We start from the raw sequence: 19,175 nt of genomic DNA, 5'->3' as shown, positions 1-19,175 counted from the left end.
GCCATCCGGTGAAGCGCGTCACCGCCGGAAGACGCGCGTTCAGCCGGTACCGCCCGCCTCCGTCTCGCAGCGCTCGCGCATGGCTCGCAGATGAGCCACGTGGTACTCGGCGCCCTGGCCGCTCAGCGTGGTGAGCGCCGCCTCGATCAGGGGACGGGCAGCCGTGGTGTCCGATGCGTCCAGCCATGTCTCGGCCAGGTCGGTCAGGGTCCGGGCGGTGTTGTACGTATCGCCGTTCGCCCGGAAGTGGTCCAGGGCCGTGCCCAGCCGGTCGCGGGACTCCTCCAGCCTGCCGAGGCCGCGCAGCGCCCGGCCCCGGTGGCGTTCCAGCAGGGCGCGTGCGCGGGGGACGTCGGCGGTTCCCTCGTCCTCGGCCCGCATCGCCTGCAGGACGGCGTCGGCCTCGTCGAAGCACTCGTAGGCCTCGCCGAAACGCCACTGCCGCAGCCGCAGCAGCCCGAGGAACTCCGTCGCCGACGCGTGGCCCCGCTTGTGGCCCGCCGATTCCTCGGCCCGCGCGGCCGCGACGGCCTCCGTCTCCGCCTCGTCCCAGAGGCGCAGCTCGGTGAGGGTGTGTGCCAGTTGGGCGTGGAGTGCTCCCGCCTCGGCGGCTCCGGGCAGGTGGGTGTCGGCGAGCCGTGCTCCGATACGCAGGGCGGGCAGCAGCATCTCGTGGTGGCCTGCCTTGAGTTGCAGCGGCCACAGGGAGCGGCAGAGCCGTACCGCAGAGACGAAGTCGCCCGATTCCTCGGCGCAGTGCACTGCCTGAACCAGGTTGCCGGACTCCGCGATCAGCGCGTCGAGTGCCTCGCCCCGGCTCTCGAAGGTCGGGGCGAAGGTCCGGCCCCGATGGGTCGTGGAGGGTGCGGGGACCCGCCAGCTCTCCGGCAGTGACTGATGGGCCACGGACGTCGACAGGTCGACATACCAATGCAGGGCCCGGGCCAGCGCGGCCGAGCAGGCGGCGATGCCGTCCTCCTGTACGGCTGCGGCCTCGGCGTGTCCGCGTACCGCGGGGCGGTAGTGGTAGCGGGCGTGGCCGTCGGCGGTGGCGTTGCGCTCCAGAAGGAGCCCTTCGGCCAGTTCGTCCAGCCGTTCCGCCGCCTCCTCGGGCGTCGTACCGGCCACGTGGGCGGCCAGCCCGGCGTCGAGGGACGGCCAGTCGCGCAGGGCCAGCAGGCGGTACAGCCGCGCCGTCGCCGGATCGAGCAGGCGGTAGGTGTCCTGCGCCGCTCCCCGTACCGGGTCGGCTTCGACCGCCGTGCCGGATGTGGGTTCGGTGAGGCGGGGTGCCGCCGCGCGCAGTGCGTACGGAGATCCGCCGCACCTCGCCAGGACGGCGGGCAGCGTGGCGCGGGCCGCGGCGACGGCGGGCTTGTCCAGGAGCTGGGTCAGCAGCCGTACCGCGTCCCTGTCCGTCAGGGGGCCGACGGGAACGCGTACCGCGTCGAGGCCGGGGAACGGGTTGCGGGCCACCACGATCGTGAACACGGCGGGCGCGGAGGTGAGGAGCGGCCGGATCTGGGCGGCCGAGCGCACGTGGTCGAGGACGATCAGCAGCTTCCGGTCCGCCACGCAGCGGCGGAAGAACTCGCCGAGCTCGTCGGCCGACGTCGGCATATCCTCGTCCCGTACGCCGAGTTGGCGCAGCAGGATGCGCAGCACCGTCCCCGTCTCGCGCGCGGCAGCGGTGCCGCCGGCCAGATCCGCGTAGAGCTGCCCGTCGGGGAACATGCCAGCCTGGCGTGCTCCCCAGTGCACCGCCAGTGTGCTGCTGCCCATGCCCTCGGCGCCGTGCACCAGTGCCAGTCTCGGGGTTCCGTCCGCGCGGCGGGAGGCCTCACGGTCGAGGCTCTTCAGTGCTTCCTTGCGGTCGGTGAAGAACCTTATCGAGGCGGGGAGGGCCGGTTGCCCCGCGCCGGGGCCGAAGGCCGCTCCTCGCGCACCGCTGGTCGTGCGGCTCGCGAAAGCGGTCCAGGAGGCGGCGAGCCGGGGGTCCTGGCGGAGCCGGTCGGACACCATGCGGGCCACGGCGTCCAGTTCGCCCGGTGCCGTGGGCGCCGGGATCTCGCGGCCTGCGACGCGGCGGACGAAGCCGCCCGTCGACTCCCACGCCCACTTCCCGGCCTCGTTGGCCATTCCCGAGCCGACCGCACCGAGCACTGCCGTAACGGCCGTCAGCGAGATGGGATCCAGCATGTCGCGCACTCCCCGTTCCCGGTGTTCCGCGCGATGCACCCTCCCCGGCACCGCCGCTGCCACCGTGCGACTGCAATCTACCGAGTTGGGCGGCGCCCCGTGCGCACACCGCGCAGCACGGCCGGGTTGGCTATCCTGGCGGACGTTCCAGCTGATCACGGTGGGCCGTGCAGGCCGCCGGCGCGGGCTGCGCGCCCGTCGAGGGGGAGAGACACGTGCAGGGTGCAGCCGCGAGCCGGGGGTCGGTCAGAAAATCCGAACAGGCCTGGCAGCAGGCCATGCTGTTGATGCAGCGCGGGGACACCACGGGTGCGTCCGCGCAGTTCGCGCTCTCCGCGTCGCACGACCCCTCTGCCGCCGACGCCTGGCTGGGGCTGCATGCGACCGGGCAGCGCAAGCAGGAAGCGCTGGACGCGATGCTCAGGAGCTCCGCGGCGTTCGGCGCGCTGCGTACGAAGTTCGGGCTGCCGCTGCGGTCGACGTTCCAGATCGGCCATTACGTCACGTTCAGGCTGGAGAACGCCCGTGATCTGTGGCTGGCGGCCATGACCTCCCTGCTGGACAGCGGGCGGCTGGACGAGGCCTGGGCCGGGCTGTCCACCGCACAGCTGGACTGTGACGAGACGCGGTTCGTCTGCTCGCGGTACGCGTTCCTCAAGGAGGACTGGGCCCTGGTGCTGAGGTTCGCCACCGGTATCGGCGACGCGTTCCTGCTCGACGAGGCACAGTTGTACGTCGGTGCGTCGCTCTTCGCCCAGGGCGTGTACCACGAGGCGCTGAACGTACTCGCGCCTCTTCCCGGGAGGCTGGAGAAGGGGAGCAAGTTCGACGCCGAGTGCGCGTACTTCATGGGTCGGTCTCTGGAGGAGCTGGGGCGGAAGGAAGAGGCCCTGAAGCGGTACCAGTACGCGTTCCGGTGCTCCCCGGGGCTCTTCGACGTCGAGACCCGCGCGCAGGCCCGGCCGAAGCCCCCACCGCCTGTCCCGGTCGCCTCGGTCGTCCCCGAACCGGCTCCCACCCCACCGGCACCGCCCGTCGCGCCGCCCCCGGCCGCGGTCAAACCGCCCCGCACCGGTACAGGAGCCGCGGAGCCCGACACCGAAGGGCCGTCCGCCGAGGAGCGGGCGCGGCTGCTCGCCGAGGCTCAGGAATCGCTGGACGCCATGATCGGGCTCCAGCCCGTGAAGCGCCAAGTACTCACCCTCATGGCGCAGTTGCGGATGTCCGCACTGCGCGAGGAACAGGGTCTTCCCAGCGGCGCCCGGCCCCGCCACTTCGTCTTCGCGGGGCCGCCCGGCACCGGAAAGACCACCGTGGCCCGGATCATCGGCAAGGTCTTCGCCGGGCTCGGGCTGCTGAGTTCGGGCCATGTGATCGAGGCCCAGCGCGTCGATCTCGTCGGGCAGCACCTCGGGTCGACGGCCCTCAAGACCAGCGGGGTCATCGACTCGGCGCTGAACGGGGTGCTGTTCATCGACGAGGCGTACGCCCTGTCCAACAGCGGGTACAGCGGCGGCGACGCGTTCGGCGACGAGGCCCTGCAGGTGCTCCTGAAGCGGGCCGAGGACGACCGGGACCGACTCGTCGTCGTACTCGCCGGGTACCGCGCCGAGATGGCCGAGCTGCTCGCGAGCAACCCCGGTCTGGTCTCCCGTTTCAATACGCGCGTCGACTTCCCCTCGTACTCCTGCGATGAACTCGTCCTCATCGCCCGGTCCGTGCTGGCCTCCCAGGGCGACGAGCCCGATGCCGGGGCCGTCGACGTCCTCGGTTCCCTGTGCGCGGCGATCGTGGACGGGGGGATGGCCGACACCGTGGGCAACGCCCGGTTCGCACGCGAGCTCTGTCAGAAGGCCTCCGCGCAACGGGACCTGCGGCTGTACGCGGCACACGCCGACAGCACACCCACCCGGGAGGAGATGATCACCGTCCTCGCGTCGGACGTGGTCGCCGCCCACGACGAGCTCATGGAGTCCCACGGTCTCGCGGGTGAGGCCGAGGGGGCAGGCAGGTGAGGGGGCAGGTGACAGCGCCGGATAGCCGGTGCCGGCCTGCCGTCGTCCAGCCGGCGGTTCCTGCCTCTTAACTGCGGATACAGGAGCGGCGCGCGGGCCCGGCGGGCAAGAGGTCTGGCAGGAGGTCGGCACCCACCGTTCGAACCCCTCTACGATCGGGCGCGTGTGTGCAAACGTGATCGTCGCTGAAGACGACGAGAAGCAGGCCGAACTCCTCCGTCGCTACCTCGAACGGGAGGGCCACTCCGTCACGCTCGTCGGCGACGGACTCGCGGCCCTCGACCAGGTCAGGCACCGGGAGCCGGATCTGCTCGTCCTCGATGTGATGATGCCGCGCGCCGACGGTCTGGACGTGGTGCGTGTCCTGCGCGCCGAGTGCCGGGAGCTGCCGGTGCTGATGCTGACGGCCCGCACGACCGAGGACGATCTGCTGCTCGGGCTCGATCTCGGTGCGGACGACTACGTGACCAAGCCGTACAGCCCGCGTGAGCTGATGGCCCGGGTGCGTACGCTGCTGCGCCGCAGCCGGCGGACGGCCGGAGCCGAGCCGGCCGACACGTCCCTGCTGACAGTCGGTGCGCTTGTCATCGATCCGGCCCGGCACGTGGTGTCGGTCGACGGCGAGGCAGTCGAGTGCACGCCGGGTGAGTTCAGGATCCTGGCCGCGCTCGCGGCCGAGCCAGACCGGGTCTTCTCCCGGCAGCAGCTGCTCGCGGAACTGCACGGATTCGACCGGTACATCAGTGACCGCACGGTCGACGTACACATCATGAACCTGCGCAAGAAGATAGAGCCTGCCCCACGACGGCCGGCCCGGCTGCTCACCGTCTTCGGTGTCGGTTACAAGCTGACGGACCCGGCGAAGGCGGCGGCACGTGCGTCGTCGTAGCGGAAGGGACCTCCAGGGCCGGGCCGGCAGCGCGTCCTCCGGTACGGAGGGGCGGGCACGTCTGCCGTTGCGCAAGAGCCTCTTCGCCCGGCTGTTGGCCGTGTCGGCCCTCGTGGCGGCCTGCTCGGTGGCCGCCACCGCCTGGCTCGCCGTGCAGACCACATCCGGAGCGATCAGGCAGGAGCAGGGGCAGAACCTCACCGCCGATGCCGGGATCTACCGCAGCCTGCTCGGTTACGCGGCGGCTCATGCCACCTGGGACGGCGTCGAGAAGACGGTACGTGACCTGGCCGAGCAGTCCGGCCGGCGGATCGCGCTGACGACGGAGCGCCGCTCACCGCTCGCCGACTCGGCCGAGCCCTCGTCGGCGGCGTTGCCGGCCCAGGCCTCGGCGGTCGTCGACCCGCTGTCGGTGGACACCGCACTGGCGGCGGAGAACGCCGACACCTCCGGCGCCCCGGCCGACCGGGTCGATCCGCGGGCGGTCGGGCCGTTCCGGCTGCCGGCCTCGGAGCGTACGGAACTGCAGCAGGTCGCCGAGCGGAACGTGGCCTGCCTCAGCTCGTCCGGGATCGCCTCGGACGTGGTCCGCAGCGCAAGCGGGCGCCCCCGGATCCAGGTGGTGGGAAACGACCCCGACCGGCTGCAGGGCTCCCGTTGCGCCACCGACGCCCTGGACACTCCGACGACGACCGAGAAGAAGGCCCTCGATGCCCTCAACCAGCTGGCCGACGCCTGCCTGAAACGCCAGGGTCGCAGCGGCGTACAGCTGAAGCTCGATCTGTCCTGGGGGCAGGCGTCGGAGCCGACGCCTGCGGAGGCGGCACCCAGCATGGCGCCGAGGCCGATGCCCACCAGAGTGCCGCTCCCCGGAGTCAGTGCCGTGCCCAGTGCCTCGCCGACGTTCGCGCCCACGGAAGCTCTCGGCAACGGCGAGGACGACCGGGCCATCGCCTCGTGTGTCGGCACGGCCCGTCGTGAACAGCTCAGTTCGTACGTCGCCTCGCCCGCGCTGCTGTTCATCAGCGACACCGGCGGAACCACGGTGCCCGGTTTCGATCTCTCACCGGCCAACACCGCCAGGATCGCGGGCACGGCCGCTCTCGTCCTGGCGCTCACCGTCGGCGCTTCGGTGCTCGTGGGAGCACGGCTCGTACGCCCGCTGCGCGCGCTGACCGGTGCCGCCCAGCGGATGCGGGACGGCGAGGACAGCGTGCCGGTGCTGGTCACCGCGGACAACGAGATCGGTCGGCTCGCCGCCACCTTCAACGACATGTCCGCCCACCGCGCCCGGCTGGAGGCGCAGCGCAAGGCGATGGTCAGCGATGTCGCCCATGAGCTGCGCACGCCGCTGAGCAATATCCGCGGCTGGCTGGAGGCGGCGCAGGACGGGGTGGCCGACCCGGACCCGGCGTTCATCGCCTCCCTGCACGAGGAGGCGGTGCAGTTGCAGCACATCATCGACGACCTCCAGGACCTCGCCCAGGCCGATGCGGGCGCGCTTCGGCTGCACCCCGAACCGGTACGGATCGAGGAGCTGCTGACCCAGGTCGCCGCCGCGCACCAGGCCCGCGCCGAGACCGCCGGGGTGACGCTGACGGTGCTGCCCGCGCCACCGGACCGCCCGGTGCCGGGACTGACGGCCGATCCGGTCCGGCTGCGCCAGGCCATCGGCAATCTGGTGTCGAACGCGGTCCGTCACACCCCGGCAGGCGGGAAGGTCACTTTGCGCCCGTCGGGTTCCGGTACGCCACACCCGGGTTCCGGCTCCGCATCAGGCGCGGGGCCCGCCGCCCCTTCTGGCTCCGGCTCCGGCTCCGGAGAAACGGTGCTGGTGAACGTCACCGACACAGGCAGCGGCATCGCGCCCGAGGAGCTCGGCCATGTATTCGACCGCTTCTGGCGCGGTGAGAAGTCCCGCAGCCGCCGCACGGGAGGCAGCGGTCTCGGCCTGGCGATCGTCCGGAAGCTTGCGGAGGCACACGGCGGGACCGTCTCGGCGGTGAGCGTGCCGGGCGAGGGTTCGGTGTTCACGCTCCGCCTCCCCGCCGACCGCAGGAGCCTCCGCACGACCACGGCGCCGGACGAACACACCTCCCCCGCAACCGGCCCGGACGACGCCCCCTCCGCCACGGCCGGGCCCGGCCCCGCATCCGAACCCCCGACCGGCTCCGGCTCCGCACAGCCCTGATGCGATGACCACAGCGTTCTGACAGCTTCTTCATAACTTCGGGACAGCCTGTCGGCACGCCTCGCGCCGCGGTGCGAATCCGCACCGCGGCGCCGTCGAGGCCGACCTGGAACGGAGCCAAATCCATGTCCCTGCGCTCGTCCGTGCGTACTGCCGTACTCGCCGCTGTCGTGGCCGGTGCGGTATGCGTCCCCGCCACCTCGGCATTCGCCGACTCCTCCGCCGCCCCCTCGCCGGCGCCCACGAAGCGGAGCGCCGAACCCTCCGCCGTGCCCTCCGAGGCGCCCTCCACCGCCGCACCGTCCAAGATGGCGGAAGACCGCGCGGCCGCCGCCCGCGGCCAGGCGCCGCGCGGCGGAGTCGCCGCCGGCGAGCGTCCGGCAGGCACATCGGGTGACAACACCGCAGCCGTCACCGGCTCCGCGGTGGCGGCCCTGCTGGTCGCCGGCGCCGGAACGGTCGTCCTGCGCCGCCGTTCCACCGGCCGCCGCAACGGCTGACCCTCCCTCAGCCGAAGAGCCGGCAGTGGCGCCGTCCCGCACCGGGGCGGCGCCACTGCCGTCGGCCGCCGAACCCACCCTCCCTCCCTGGAGTCCGCCCTCATGCCCCGCACGACCCACCTCCGCCTGCGCACGGCGCTGCCGGTGTACGCCTGTCTCGCGCTGGCCGCACTGACCACGCTGACCGGCTGCTCCGACGCCTCCTCCGCGAAGCCCGCGGCCGCGGCTTCGGCCGCCACGGCCGGAACTCCCGCACCCGGCCCGGGAACCGAGTCATCTCCGTCCGGCTCCGAGAAGTCCGCGCCGCCGCCCGCCCGTATCGCCATTCCCTCCCTCGGGATCAACAGCGCGGTCATGCGCCTCGGGCTCAACGCCGACCGCACGGTCGAGGTACCGCCCGCCGACAAGGGGATGACAGCCGGCTGGTACACCGGGAGCTCCGCGCCCGGCCGGCCCGGCGCCGCCGTACTGATCGGCCACAACGACACCCGGTTCGGCAAGGCCGTCTTCCACGACCTCAAGAAGATCAAGAAAGGTGCGGACATCGCCGTCCGCGACGAACGCGGCACCGAGGTCCACTTCAAGGTCACGAGCCGCGAGACGGCGAGCAAAAAGGAATTCCCGACCGAGCGCGTCTACGGGCACACCGACACCCGTGCCCTGCGGCTGATCACCTGCGACGGATCGTTCGACGCCGAGGGACACCCTGTCGACAACCTCATCGTGTACGCCGAGCGGACGTGACGGGCACCCGGGACAGACGCGCTCGCGGCGGACACCCGGGGGCGGAGCGCACCTGATGGACGGCCGCGGGCAGGGATCCCGGCACCTGCCGTCTACCGATGGGTAACTCCCCCTGCTTTCATGGGGTCAGGACGCGACCACCCCCCAACTGCAGCAGCAGAATCAGGAGCCCCCTGTGCCGCACTCCGCGCTCCGCCGCATCTCCGGCGTCACCCTGTCCGCAACGCTCGCCGCCGTCACACTGGCCGTCGGCTCCCCACAGGCGTCGGCCGCCGCCGTCCCGTCGCTGCGCGTGCTCACGTACAACACGTTCCTGATCAGCAGGACTGGCTAACTGTAGTGTCGGATGGCAGCACAAAGCCCCCGCTCCCAGAGGGAACGAGGGCGCATCACGTTTGTGGGAGGAGGCGAAGCCGCCGGGTGGAACCACTCCGCCCCCTCCTGCCGTGGCCGTCGGCGACCACGGCCCGCACCTATCCGCTTGTCGGCGTGGGGGACGCCTGAGCGGGCGGTACGGGGTCTTCGCCGGCACGTATGACGAACGCATAGCCCGTCACGGTGCGCCGGAACTGTCGGTGGTTGCTGCGCCCCGTATGGACCAGGCATCCGGTGTCAACCTCGTCGCAGGATGCCGCCGGCGTGGCGGTCCACGAGCAGCTGAGGCACGACGCCTCCCACGTGACCGTGTCCGGGTTCTGGACAATGGTGTGCACCACGTTGCGGATCAGCGTCCGGGCGCTCATTTGCCGGCCTCGTGCGGGTGGCGCCGGATTTCAACGTTCGCGTCGATGACTGACGCCATGTCGCCGATGCTGCGGGCTAACTCCCGCTGCTTCCCCAGTGCCGCACAGACGTTGCAGCCGAAGTTGGGTACCGGTTCGAGCGGCTGCACCGGGTCGCTCAAGTGGACCGGCCCCGCCATCAATGTCTTGTTCATTCCCCGCACCTCCGCCGTGAGTGATGGCACGAGCATTTCTCTACGGCAGCCGGCTAGACAGGGACGGAACGTCCTACTTCGGGGACGCTATTTCTCCACGCCCAGAAACTCGGCCAGCTTCCGCAGACCCGCGGGGTGCGTCGGCAGCTCCCACAGGTCGCTGACAATGGCCACAGCAAGCGTGTGATGCCGCATCCACGTCGGGGCGACTCGACGAAGGCTCTCAAGGGCCTTTACGGCTCCCTCTGCGTCACCTAGGTCAGTGTGTGCGCGGGCGACGTCCAGGAGCAGCCATGTGCGCCACGAGGGCGGCGTGTCCTTGCTCAGCCGCATTCCCTTGGCCAGTCGGAGCGCCTCCTCCGGCCGGCCGTGCTGCACGGCCAGGCGTACGCGCTCGATGCGGACCGACGACTTACTGAAGACGGACAGGAGACGCCCGTCCCCCTCCGTGGGCGGGAGGTTCGCCAGCCGTCCGGCAGCTGTCTCCGCGGCACGCATCATCTCGTCCGCGCGGCTGTAGTCGTCGCGCCTGGCGTACGACGTAGCCGCGGACATCGTCAGCCCGCCCCACACCCGTAGCCCCGCCGCATCGTCAGCGAGGCCGTCTCGCTCCAGTCCGTCAGCGGCGTACAGAGCGATGGCCGTTGCGTCGTCCAGCCGGTTGGAGCGCTGATAGGCCCAAGCCAGGCTATTGCATACCATCGGGACGAGTAGCGGATCCTCCGACGCCTCCGCAGCAGCTATGGCGCGCTCAAGAGCAGCTAGAGCCAAGTCCAGCTTGCCCAGACGGATGCTCAGGTGGCCGGCGAGTTGGAACGCCTTGCCGAGTGCCGCCTGTCCTCCGTCGGATCCCTGTGACGCCGTGAGTCGAGCGTCAGCGAGGATCCCGGGGAGCAGCTTCAGCAGCTGGGGGAACTCTGCCGAGTGATACAACGACCAGCTATCGGCAAGTTCTGCACGCAAGAGGTCAGGCGTAAGCACCTCTGCCTCGTCCGACTCTTGCGGGGGCGCGAACATGAGGGGGTGTACCGCCCGCCGCACAGCCACAAGCTGTGGCGGGTCTGCCTCACCCGTCGACGGGACTCCGGGCGGATCCCCCAGCAACGTCGTCAGTTCGACGCCCAGCCCGCCGGCTAGAGCATGCAGCGTCGGCAGGCGGGCGGACCCCTTGCGCTTCTGCTCCAGCTTGCGGATGACGTCGACGGACACGCCTGCCTTCTCCGCCAGCTCTTCCTGTGTCAGGTCCGACAGCCGGCGAAGGCGGGAAAGCTTGTCTCCGAGATGCTCACTCACAGCTAAGACGGTACGCCGCCCCGGGCTACAGGGTTAGGAAGTCGGGCTACAGCCAGCCGGCGGACCGCATGCGGGTGCGCCACGACCGGCCGTGCGAGGGGTTGCAGAACTGCTTGATACGTCCACGGCCAGGCACCTGCGCTACCTCGGCACCGCACTGCGGGCAGGAAACGGGCTGGTTCTTCGCGGGCTCACAGTGGTTCATGGGGTTGCCTCTCTTGATGTCTGGGGAGCCGCCCAGGGGCCATGTCGGCCTCTCTGGGCGGCAGTTGGGGAGTTGCTAGGGTGCCGCTCTTCCATGGCGGGAGAGCGGCTTGTGTGGGTGTGGGTTAGACGTAGCGGCCGGACGTCAGCGCCTGGCCTGTCTCTGCGTCGTGCAGGGTGATGCGGTGGTCCACGTAGCCGCCGATTTCGCGGCCGTCCAGGTAGGTCTTGGCCTCCACCCGGATATCGGGTACGCGGGCTGGCTCGCTGCCGCCCGATGCCGCCTGGCGGAACAGTGCGCGTGAGTCCTGGTTGCTCGTCACCTGCGTGGGTGAGGCGAACTGGAGGAGTTCAGGGCCCTGCTCACCCACGATGGACCAGTCACCGGGCACGGGGAACCCACCCTGTGCGTAGCCCTTCGGCTGCGGCACCTTGATGGCGGGCTTGAACCCGTAGTGCGACGTGAAGAGGCGGTCATTCCAGCCGCGGGCCTGTCGCCCTACGACTACTCCGCGCCCTCCACGGCTTTCAACGTTCACGCCGGCGAGAGTTCCGGCTGTGTGGCCTACCCCCGCGTTTGTGATTCCCACCATGAAAGGCGAACGCAAGTTACGCACCCACCCTGCGGGAGCGGTATTCCCGTTGAAGCTGTGCGTCGACCACAGTCGACCCCGGGGATTCTGACCAAGTATGACCTTCTGGATTGCGGCCATGTAGCCAGAGCAGTCCCAACTTGGGTTTCCACCGCCGGCCCATTGGTACGGCAAACCCGCTTGCGACTTGGCCCATGCGAGAGCACGTCCGACACCGCCGCTCGCAGCGACGCCGGATCCGTCCTCACCCCCGAACCCAAGGATGGAGTTCGCCATCTGCTTGATGAACGCGATCGGGATCTTAGTGACCGTCTCGCCCCACTTCGAGTTGGCGAACTGTTTCATCGAGTCCTTGACCCAACTGGACGCCTTCTCGAACACCTTGTCAGGGTTCGTCAGGAACTCCGCGGCATCCACAACGCCGTTCTTGATGGTGTTGCCGACGTTCTTGATTCCGCCCCAGAGGTTGCCGACGACGCCACCATTGGCGAACGCCGGTGTTCCGTTGGCGATTGCGGCCTGAACGGCTCCAACGCCACCGTTGCGGGCGGCGTGGTTAAGGGCGTGAATGGAGCTTGCCCCGACGGCCCGGGTGACCTCAGGTCGGAGGATGCTTTCGCCTCCGCCAACGGCGATCAAATGGTTATCGACGCCCGGGGTGTAGCCGGGAATGATTCCACCCGTTGCGTAGCCATCGAGCTTGAGGGGCTTCAGATCCTTGGCGCCGGTAACCGCCGCCACCTTGTTCCAGAGCTTAACCAAGCCGTCGTTGTAGACGTGCGACACCACCCACTTCACGGGGTCGGCCGCAATCTTCTTGATGGCATCCCAGGACTTCTTGATGTTCTTCTTGCCGGTCTCGAACGAGGCCGAGACGAGTTTCATCGCAGCCTTGATCGAGTCGAAGGCAGGCTTGATTCCCTTCTGGTAGAGCCAGTCCGCCCGATCACCGATCCAGCCGAACACGGGCTTCACGACCGACGACCACAGCCAGCGGGCAGTTGCTGCGAAGCCGTTCAATGCCAGCTTCGATCCCGCCATGGCCGGCTTGATGGCCTTGTCGTAGACCCACTTGGCCAGCGCACCAATCGCGCTGAACGCAGGCTTGAAGCTCTTCGACCAAAGCCACGTTGCAGCCTCGCCGATGCCCCTGAACGTTGGGCCCAGAGCCATTTTCCACAACCACTTCCCGATCGCTCCGAGAGCCTTGAACGTCAGGATCGCAGGCGTCAGGAGGATCACGACGAGCGCCGTGAACAACACCTTTGCAGCTGCTGCGATGAACCCGAATGCTGGGCGAAGTGCGTTTACCCAGAGCCAAGTTGCAGCCGCACCGACGGCCTTTAGAGCCGTCCAGATGCCATCGAATGTAGGCTTGAGGACGGAGCCCCAGAGGAACAGCGTTGCGACCTTGATGCCGCTCCAGGCTCCCATTACTGCCGCATGGAACCAGCCGACGTTCTTGAAGGCCCAGATGATGCCCGCAACGAGCGCCGCAACGGCCACAACAATGACCATGATCAGGGCGCCGATTCCCGTTGTCGCCAACGCCGCGCTAAACGTGAACGTTTCCAGCGTCGCGAGAGCCATGATGGTGGAATAGACGCCCGTTGCGACGCCCATTGCAATCATCCCGAGGCGAACAACCTTCGAAACGGTGTAGAGCGTCCAAAGGGTCTGCACCAGTCCGGGCATGTTCGTCGACAGCCACGTAATCGCGTCGAAGAGCGGTCCGACGATCGCGAACATTGCCGTCGACAACGGCGCGATGGCTTTCGAGAAGTCCAGCATCGACGTCATGATCTTGCCGAGGAACTCCGCCAGTCCGGGGCCTGTGGATTTCACGTAGGTCAAGAACTTCTCGAACTGCGGGCTACCCTTGAGACTGCTGCCCCACTTCGCGAACCGGGCCGTGATCCGGTCGCTTTCGGATGCGATCCCTCGCATATGCGGCAGGAAGGCCCCGATGACGCCCGCCATCCCCTTCAGCATGTTGCCGAAAGCGACACCGAGCCCGACTACCGCAGGCTTTACGCTCGTCGTCAGATCCTTCTTGAAGCCTCGCCAGAAGGGGTTCTTGAGTTCCCCACTGGCCTTGCCCTGAAGCACGCCGATAGCCGACGCTGCACCGAGGACGAGAGGCGTTAGACCGGGCAGTGCCGCCTTCGCCCCGTTCACCATTCGCGTGAACAGCGGGAGTACGGCCGGCTGGAGGCTCGTACTCCACGCTTTGAAGGCGGTTGTCAGCCCGTTGGGACCGGCAATCGCGTTGAACAGGCCGCGCCCTGCCGGCGTGAGCTTGTCCAGTGCGGCTTTGTACTTGTCCGCAGCGCTCGCCGACTTGGCGGTTGCCGTCGACGAGGAGAGCTGAGCGGAGGCAAGTCCGCGTTGCGCGTTCGCCACCGACTCCGCGGCGGATACCCGCGCTTCGGCGGCCTGACGCTCAGCGTCGGTGACGCGCTGCTGCGCGTCGGCAACTCCCTGAGCGCCGTCCCGGGCTGCCTTGTCGGCCGCCTGACGGGCTTTCGCGAGAGCCTCGGTGTTGTCCCCGACGGTCCGCTGTGCATCGCTCAGGCGCGCCTGTGCGGCCGTGACGGCGTCGGATCCCTCTACGCCCGCCTTCCGCTGCTTGTCAGCAGCCTTCTGAAGGTCGGCGTAGTCCTGCTTCTGTTCCTTGGCGCCCTGCTTGGCACGGTCAAGGGCGAGTTGCGCGGCGTCGATGTCCAGCTGTGAGCCCTTACCGGTCCGCGCACGGTCGATCGCCTCGTTCAGCGACTCCTGTGCCTGCTGGACGCGAAGAGTCGCCTCACGCTGGTCCAGCATCCCGTCAAGCAGCTGGTCATTCAGGTCCCGCAGCTGCTGAGCCGCCGTCTGACGCGCCTGCGTCAGATCGTCCTCAGCCTGTCGCGCGGAGCGTTGAGCGTCGGAGAGCTGCCTCTCAGCACGTTCCACGGCCTCCGCGGCGTTGCGCCTGGCGTCGGCTGCGGACTGCACAGCCGTCGCTACCGCACGCTCGGCGGTCTCGACCTGTCGGTTAGCCGTGACGATGGCGTTCGCAGCGTTGCGGTGGGCTGATGCCAGGGCAGCCTGTGCTCCGGCTGCACTCAGGGCCTGCCGTGCGGCCGACGTGTTGGATGCGGCGCCACGGTCTGTGGCTGACGTCGCCTCGTCCTCCGCGGCCTTCTTCGCGGTGAGCGCCTCAGAGATGCCTTTAACGGCCGGGATGGCGACGAGTGCCAGGGCCCCTACGCCGGCGCCGGCTGCTGTGGCAGCAGCTGCTACGCCGCCTAGGCCGGCCGCGAGGATGGGACCGAGAGGGATGGCGGTAAGTGCCAGGATCTGGATCCCGAGGCCCATGAGGGCGCTGGAGGCTCCGGAGGTGTTGATCTTGACGTCGATATCGACGTCCTTGCCGTCAACCGCCGCTATATCGGCACGAATTGCGGCCAGGGCGGCGCGAGCGGTAGCGGTGTCTGCGCGGACGTCCACGTCGGCGTGCTGTGCGCCTAGGCGCTTCAGCTCCGCATCGATCTTGATGATTTCGCGTTCGGCGTCAGCCGTGGTGACGTCGACACCGATGGTCTTGTTCCTGAGTGTCTCCATCCGCGCTCGGAGACGGTTCAGCTGTGCGTCAACGCCGGTGTCGCTCAGTCGGATGTCCAGCTTCGGCATTGCCTTGAACGCCGCTTCGAGCTTCCGGCGGATGGAGCGCGCGAACGCCCCGCCCGCATCCCCGCCCTGTGACCCTGCCGCTCTCGTCGCTGCTCGTCCGCCGCGGAGAACGGCGTCAGGAATCGCGATGACGACGTTGCGACTGAAGGCGTCGCTGAAGTTGTCGCCGGCCTGCTGCCCAACGCGTGTCGCGGCAGGGAGAGCAGCGGCTGCTAGACGGCGGTGGAAGTTCTCCGTCGATGGCAGTACCTCAACGGCTGCCGTTCCGACTACGTTCGTGGCCATCAGACGCCGCCCGTCAGGTCAACGGGCTCTGAGCGGGCGTCGAGCATCGTCGACAAGACGTCGAGGCGGTGTGCCTGGTGTTCGACGTCGGGCGACCAGTCAGCCCGTGCCGTCTTCAGCGCCGACTCTGTCCACTGAGCACAAGCCAGCGAGCAGAAATCGAGGAACCCAAACCCGCCTCCGTCGTCGAAGGCGAGCATCCTGGAGAACCTGCACCCGGGGCGGAAGCATGTTGAGGGGTTGGGGCCCCGTTGTTGTACTTGCATGAGCAGCCTTTCGGGCATGCGAGACAGGCCCTTAGCGGGTCGCTAAGGGCCTGTCAGTGGTCTAGTGGGGTGTTTGCGCGGGGGTTAGCGGAACTTCGACGAGACGGCGTCTATGGCCTTCGTGAGAGTTGCGTGACGAGGCGTGCTGTTCTTCCCGCCTCCGTGCTCTACCACCAAAGCGTGGGGGCTGGAGTTGAGAACCCTCGCGCCCCGTCGCTGGTAGGGCACCCCTCGCCATGGGACGGTGCCGACGAAGGGTTCAACGCTGAACGAGGCCTTATACAGCCCGCTATGCCGGTCCGTCTCCGGGTTGCCGACGGGGGCCGTCGCCTGCGCAACGTGCATGATCTCAACTGCCGCGTCACGACAGACAAGTTGCACCCCAGGGAGCCGGAGCAGCTTGCCGATTCCGTCGAAGTTCCCGGTGTAGCGCGCCGCCACTACGCCGCCCTCCGGTGTCGGAGCGTCGACGAACGCGCTCCCGTGTGCACGATCCAGCGGCCGGCAACCACTTGAATCCCGCGTACCGGGTCGCCTCCGGACTTCCGGGCGTCAAGGATGGCTGCCGCCTCCAGCAGCGTTGCGGCCTGCCGCTCGTTGCCGCCGTGGGCAACCTGGCGGGCTGCGACGTCCCAATGCCTACACCAGGAAGAACACCACGCGGTGTAGAACTTCCGCCCCTTGTCGTCATACCGGTGCCAGCACGTCAGCTTGCATCCCGCGCGGGGGCACTTGGGTTCGTTGGTCATTCGCCCTCCAGGGGCATGCAGAGCAGCGCCGACGTGTGCGCCGGCGCTGAAGGTAAAGGAAAGGCAAAGACGGGAGATATTCACTGCTTACCTGAGAGCAAATCTGTCACGGTTACAACCACGCTCACCAGCAGTTGCACTGATTCACGCCCGGGAACCCTGCAACCGATCGGCGCCTACGCCCCTGCCGCCCGTCGGGCGCGATCCACCGTGCGGAGCCGGCCGGAGGGGCTCAGAATGGGCCCTGAGGGGGCGGAAAAGGCCCATTTCAGGGCCGTAAAGCCATATCCCCAGAGTCGTACGCCCCGCGAGGCTCAGCCCACTTACGAGCGGCGTGATGATCGTTTGGGGTATATCGGGTGGGTTGATCATGAGATCGCCACAGGTCAGAGCATGATCAATCGTCAAGCGCGGGATGCGTCGACGTCGGACGTTGGATGCTCTTGCGCTTGAGGGCAGCTGCTGTTCCGCCTTCGCTGCTGCTCTTCTGAGCGTGGTGCCATGTACAGATCAGAGCCAGGTTGTCCATGTCATCCGAGCCTCCGAGCGAGTCAGGGATGATGTGGTCGACGTCGACACCTGGCAGCTCACACCGTCTGCCGTCGCTATACCTAGCCGTGCACTGACCACCGTCACGGCGGATCACCCGTCGCCGCAGGGCAGCCCAATTGCGTGGCAGCCGTTGCTTGCGCGTGCTGTTACTCCAGCCGCTCATAGTTCCTCCCATCTGCCACGCTGCATGGGGCGACGTGGCTACGGTGTCCCCATGGGGATACGGGACAAGGTCGCGTCAGCACGCATCGACACCGCTGCACAGGCGCGCATGAAGGCGGGGCACAAGGTGTTCGCCTACCGCCTCCAGGTGCCACAGCTGCCCGACAACAACATGGTGGCACTGGCCGACGCCATCGAAGCCGTAGAGGCCGTTGGATGGCGACTGGAGACGATGCAGCCAGACACGTTCGTCGGCCACAGTGCGATAGGCGTCAACACCTCGTGGATGCTGGTGTTCAGGGCCGCCATCTAGGCCCGCGCGAGTCGCTCCACGCGGGCCCGGGGCTCAGCCCTGCCCGATGGCTGCGACGGCGTCAAGGCGGACGGTGTACGCCTTCGTCTCCACGGTGACAGTGAGCACGTTCGGGTACTGCTTGGTGGCCTGTGGACCATCAACCAGGGCGTACGAGAGCGTCCCCGTCAGGGCCTTGCCGCTCAGCAGCTCCACCACAACGGCCGTGCCGCTCAGTTCGATGGCGCGGTTCTTCATGGGCTGCGTGTACTCGTCGAACAGGAGGGTGGTCATCGGTGGCTCCATGTGGCTCGGTTCTCAACGAACGGGTTTCGTCCGTCGGTCGGCAGGGGTTTGGGCTCCGGCCGGTTGCCGTTCTCGTCCAGGCCGACGCGCTGCCTGTAGCGGGCTGCACCGCCTGCGACGGTTCCTGCGGTGCCCTGGACGTCAGGGCCACGGGCGCCGCCCGCACGAGGCGCCTGCGGGGCGGGGTTGGCTGCGGACAGTTCCGACGCGAACGAGGTTGCGTCAGCGGTGAGGGCTGCCTCGTCGGCGCCCTGGAGCCGCGCGGACTGCTCCACCGTCAGGCCAGCAGCCAGGCCGGCACGGAGCTTTGCTAGTTCGAGCACGGGGCCCGTGAGGGGCTCCGGAGTGATCGCTTCGGGCATGTTGGTTACCTCTCTTAGTTCCTCTGGCGGGCGCGGGAGACTGCCTCACGCTCGCCGTTGGTGTCGGTCCCGCGGTTCGGCTGACGCGGGGTGCGGTGCGGCGCGACACGCGGGCTGATGTCCAGGGGCCGCACATCGTCGGGGGTGGAATGCCGTCCGTCGAACGCCTCCTGCGCCGCTAGGACTTCGTCGACGTCGGCAGGGACGTACGCCGTGCCCAGCTGCGCGATGTACACGAGGTGCTCCAGGTCGTATGACTGGCGCCTCATCACCTCACGCTCACGGAACGGCGTGTCATCGGAGATGCCCTGGAGATCGCCAAAGCCGGAGGTCTTGGCGAGGGTCCAACGGCTCATGGGGCCGCCCTCTTCGCCAGCGCCAAGCGCCACCCACTGAGCCGCCCTGATGTCCGTCAGCTGCGCGACGAGCGGGCGCATCGATGCGTAGGCCGCGGACGCCTTCGCGCCTGCGTCGATCGCCTGATCTGCGGTGCGGACGTCGCCCAGGTCGGCGATGTGCTTGCGCGCCTCCTCCAGGAGTGCGCTCAGCTGTGTGCCGAGGTTGGTCAGGATTTCGTCCCTGTTCGCCTCGTAGAGCGACCGGAGCGACGCCCCGGAGATGAACTCCCGATGCATTACCGACAGGCGCGTACGGACCGCGTGGGCGCCTACAGCGGCCGTGTAAGCCGCCTGTGCACGCTCGTTGGTGCTCTCGTCCCACGCCCCCGACGTCAGGTAGTCGCTGACGGCGTCGTCAGCGATCTTCTGCGCCGCCGCCTCGGGTGCGTCAACGATGGGGAGGGACGTGAGCAGATCCGCGACGCGCTTGCGACGGGCGTGGTACTCGGCGATCTCCGGAACGGCGAGGTACGCCGCATCGAGAGCTTGGTTCTCGGTCATTCGGTGCCTCTCGGGTCATGCGTGAGCCCCTGCCGTTCGACAGGGGCTGCGGTAGGGCTTGAGGG

16 protein-coding genes and 1 pseudogene are annotated in these 19,175 nt (G+C 68.7%); 7 read left to right on the top strand and 10 right to left on the bottom strand.

Going from position 1 to position 19,175, the window contains the following annotated elements; all coding sequences use genetic code 11:
• Positions 1-39: 39 nt before the first annotated feature.
• Positions 40-2,199, bottom strand: a complete 2,160-nt coding sequence (locus ACFVW8_RS03940) for a tetratricopeptide repeat protein (RefSeq protein WP_389685981.1) — start codon at positions 2,197-2,199, stop codon at positions 40-42.
• Positions 2,200-2,414: 215 nt separating this feature from the next.
• Here ACFVW8_RS03940 and ACFVW8_RS03935 point away from each other — a divergent pair, with 215 nt between their 5' ends.
• From ACFVW8_RS03935 to ACFVW8_RS03910, 6 genes and pseudogenes are all read left to right on the top strand, one after another.
• Positions 2,415-4,214 carry an AAA family ATPase gene (locus ACFVW8_RS03935; RefSeq protein ID WP_389685980.1) on the top strand — a complete coding sequence of 600 codons (1,800 nt, stop codon included), beginning with the start codon at positions 2,415-2,417 and terminating at the stop codon, positions 4,212-4,214.
• Between the two features lie 163 nt (positions 4,215-4,377).
• Positions 4,378-5,103: a response regulator transcription factor gene (locus tag ACFVW8_RS03930; protein WP_389685979.1), complete on the top strand. Its 726-nt coding sequence runs from the start codon at positions 4,378-4,380 to the stop codon at positions 5,101-5,103.
• Positions 5,090-7,294: a sensor histidine kinase gene (locus ACFVW8_RS03925; RefSeq protein ID WP_389685978.1), complete on the top strand. Its 2,205-nt coding sequence runs from the start codon at positions 5,090-5,092 to the stop codon at positions 7,292-7,294. The genes ACFVW8_RS03930 and ACFVW8_RS03925 overlap by 14 nt, the downstream gene beginning before the upstream one ends.
• Before the next feature lie 125 nt (positions 7,295-7,419).
• Positions 7,420-7,794 carry a sortase-dependent protein gene (locus ACFVW8_RS03920; RefSeq protein ID WP_389685977.1) on the top strand — a complete coding sequence of 125 codons (375 nt, stop codon included), beginning with the start codon at positions 7,420-7,422 and terminating at the stop codon, positions 7,792-7,794.
• Between the two features lie 102 nt (positions 7,795-7,896).
• Positions 7,897-8,538: a class F sortase gene (locus ACFVW8_RS03915; protein WP_389685976.1), complete on the top strand. Its 642-nt coding sequence runs from the start codon at positions 7,897-7,899 to the stop codon at positions 8,536-8,538.
• Between the two features lie 175 nt (positions 8,539-8,713).
• Positions 8,714-8,866 (top strand): annotated as a pseudogene (locus ACFVW8_RS03910) (sphingomyelin phosphodiesterase); the annotation flags it as partial.
• Positions 8,867-9,277: 411 nt separating this feature from the next.
• On the opposite strand, the gene ACFVW8_RS03905 reads toward ACFVW8_RS03910, so the two are convergent.
• The 6 genes from ACFVW8_RS03905 to ACFVW8_RS03880 all read right to left on the bottom strand — a co-directional run bounded on the left by ACFVW8_RS03905 (position 9,278) and on the right by ACFVW8_RS03880 (position 17,252).
• Complete coding sequence (locus ACFVW8_RS03905; protein ID WP_389685975.1) at positions 9,278-9,475, bottom strand: hypothetical protein; 198 nt, start codon at positions 9,473-9,475, stop codon at positions 9,278-9,280.
• 87 nt (positions 9,476-9,562) lie between these two features.
• On the bottom strand, positions 9,563-10,768 hold the full coding sequence (locus ACFVW8_RS03900) for a helix-turn-helix domain-containing protein (RefSeq protein ID WP_389685974.1): 1,206 nt from the start codon (positions 10,766-10,768) through the stop codon (positions 9,563-9,565).
• Between the two features lie 329 nt (positions 10,769-11,097).
• A complete protein-coding gene (locus ACFVW8_RS03895; RefSeq protein ID WP_389685973.1) occupies positions 11,098-15,522 on the bottom strand; it encodes a hypothetical protein in 4,425 nt (1,474 codons plus the stop codon).
• Positions 15,522-15,722: a hypothetical protein gene (locus ACFVW8_RS03890; RefSeq protein WP_389685972.1), complete on the bottom strand. Its 201-nt coding sequence runs from the start codon at positions 15,720-15,722 to the stop codon at positions 15,522-15,524. Before ACFVW8_RS03890 ends, ACFVW8_RS03895 begins: the two co-directional genes overlap by 1 nt.
• 150 nt (positions 15,723-15,872) lie before the next feature.
• Complete coding sequence (locus ACFVW8_RS03885; protein ID WP_389685971.1) at positions 15,873-16,229, bottom strand: hypothetical protein; 357 nt, start codon at positions 16,227-16,229, stop codon at positions 15,873-15,875.
• Between the two features lie 705 nt (positions 16,230-16,934).
• Positions 16,935-17,252, bottom strand: coding sequence for an HNH endonuclease (locus ACFVW8_RS03880; RefSeq protein ID WP_389685970.1), 318 nt, complete (start codon positions 17,250-17,252; stop codon positions 16,935-16,937).
• 51 nt (positions 17,253-17,303) lie between these two features.
• On the opposite strand from ACFVW8_RS03880, the gene ACFVW8_RS03875 reads away from it, so the two are divergent.
• Complete coding sequence (locus tag ACFVW8_RS03875; RefSeq protein ID WP_389685969.1) at positions 17,304-17,564, top strand: hypothetical protein; 261 nt, start codon at positions 17,304-17,306, stop codon at positions 17,562-17,564.
• A gap of 33 nt (positions 17,565-17,597) precedes the next feature.
• On the opposite strand, the gene ACFVW8_RS03870 is transcribed toward ACFVW8_RS03875, so the two are convergent.
• From ACFVW8_RS03870 to ACFVW8_RS03860, 3 genes are read right to left on the bottom strand one after another with little or no spacing between them, the layout of a single operon-like run.
• Positions 17,598-17,837, bottom strand: a complete 240-nt coding sequence (locus ACFVW8_RS03870; RefSeq protein WP_389685968.1) for a hypothetical protein — start codon at positions 17,835-17,837, stop codon at positions 17,598-17,600.
• A complete protein-coding gene (locus ACFVW8_RS03865; RefSeq protein ID WP_389685967.1) occupies positions 17,834-18,211 on the bottom strand; it encodes a hypothetical protein in 378 nt (125 codons plus the stop codon). Before ACFVW8_RS03865 ends, ACFVW8_RS03870 begins: the two co-directional genes overlap by 4 nt.
• A gap of 14 nt (positions 18,212-18,225) precedes the next feature.
• Positions 18,226-19,110, bottom strand: a complete 885-nt coding sequence (locus tag ACFVW8_RS03860; protein ID WP_389685966.1) for a hypothetical protein — start codon at positions 19,108-19,110, stop codon at positions 18,226-18,228.
• Between the last annotated feature and the right edge of the window lie 65 nt (positions 19,111-19,175).

This window comes from Streptomyces sp. NPDC058221 (assembly GCF_042882365.1).
Lineage (GTDB): Bacteria > Actinomycetota > Actinomycetes > Streptomycetales > Streptomycetaceae > Streptomyces.
The sequence above is the reverse complement of the archived record's forward strand: the minus strand, read 5'-3'. Positions and strand labels throughout refer to the sequence as shown.

Coding starts and splice junctions, on each gene's coding strand:
- ACFVW8_RS03870 (WP_389685968.1), bottom strand. CDS start 17,837: ATGACCACCCTCCTGTTCGACGAGTACACGCAGCCCATGAAGAACCGC.
- ACFVW8_RS03920 (WP_389685977.1), top strand. CDS start 7,420: ATGTCCCTGCGCTCGTCCGTGCGTACTGCCGTACTCGCCGCTGTCGTG.
- ACFVW8_RS03915 (WP_389685976.1), top strand. CDS start 7,897: ATGCCCCGCACGACCCACCTCCGCCTGCGCACGGCGCTGCCGGTGTAC.
- ACFVW8_RS03865 (WP_389685967.1), bottom strand. CDS start 18,211: ATGCCCGAAGCGATCACTCCGGAGCCCCTCACGGGCCCCGTGCTCGAA.
- ACFVW8_RS03875 (WP_389685969.1), top strand. CDS start 17,304: ATGGGGATACGGGACAAGGTCGCGTCAGCACGCATCGACACCGCTGCA.
- ACFVW8_RS03895 (WP_389685973.1), bottom strand. CDS start 15,522: ATGGCCACGAACGTAGTCGGAACGGCAGCCGTTGAGGTACTGCCATCG.
- ACFVW8_RS03940 (WP_389685981.1), bottom strand. CDS start 2,199: ATGCTGGATCCCATCTCGCTGACGGCCGTTACGGCAGTGCTCGGTGCG.
- ACFVW8_RS03860 (WP_389685966.1), bottom strand. CDS start 19,110: ATGACCGAGAACCAAGCTCTCGATGCGGCGTACCTCGCCGTTCCGGAG.
- ACFVW8_RS03880 (WP_389685970.1), bottom strand. CDS start 17,252: ATGAGCGGCTGGAGTAACAGCACGCGCAAGCAACGGCTGCCACGCAAT.
- ACFVW8_RS03905 (WP_389685975.1), bottom strand. CDS start 9,475: ATGAACAAGACATTGATGGCGGGGCCGGTCCACTTGAGCGACCCGGTG.
- ACFVW8_RS03890 (WP_389685972.1), bottom strand. CDS start 15,722: ATGCTCGCCTTCGACGACGGAGGCGGGTTTGGGTTCCTCGATTTCTGC.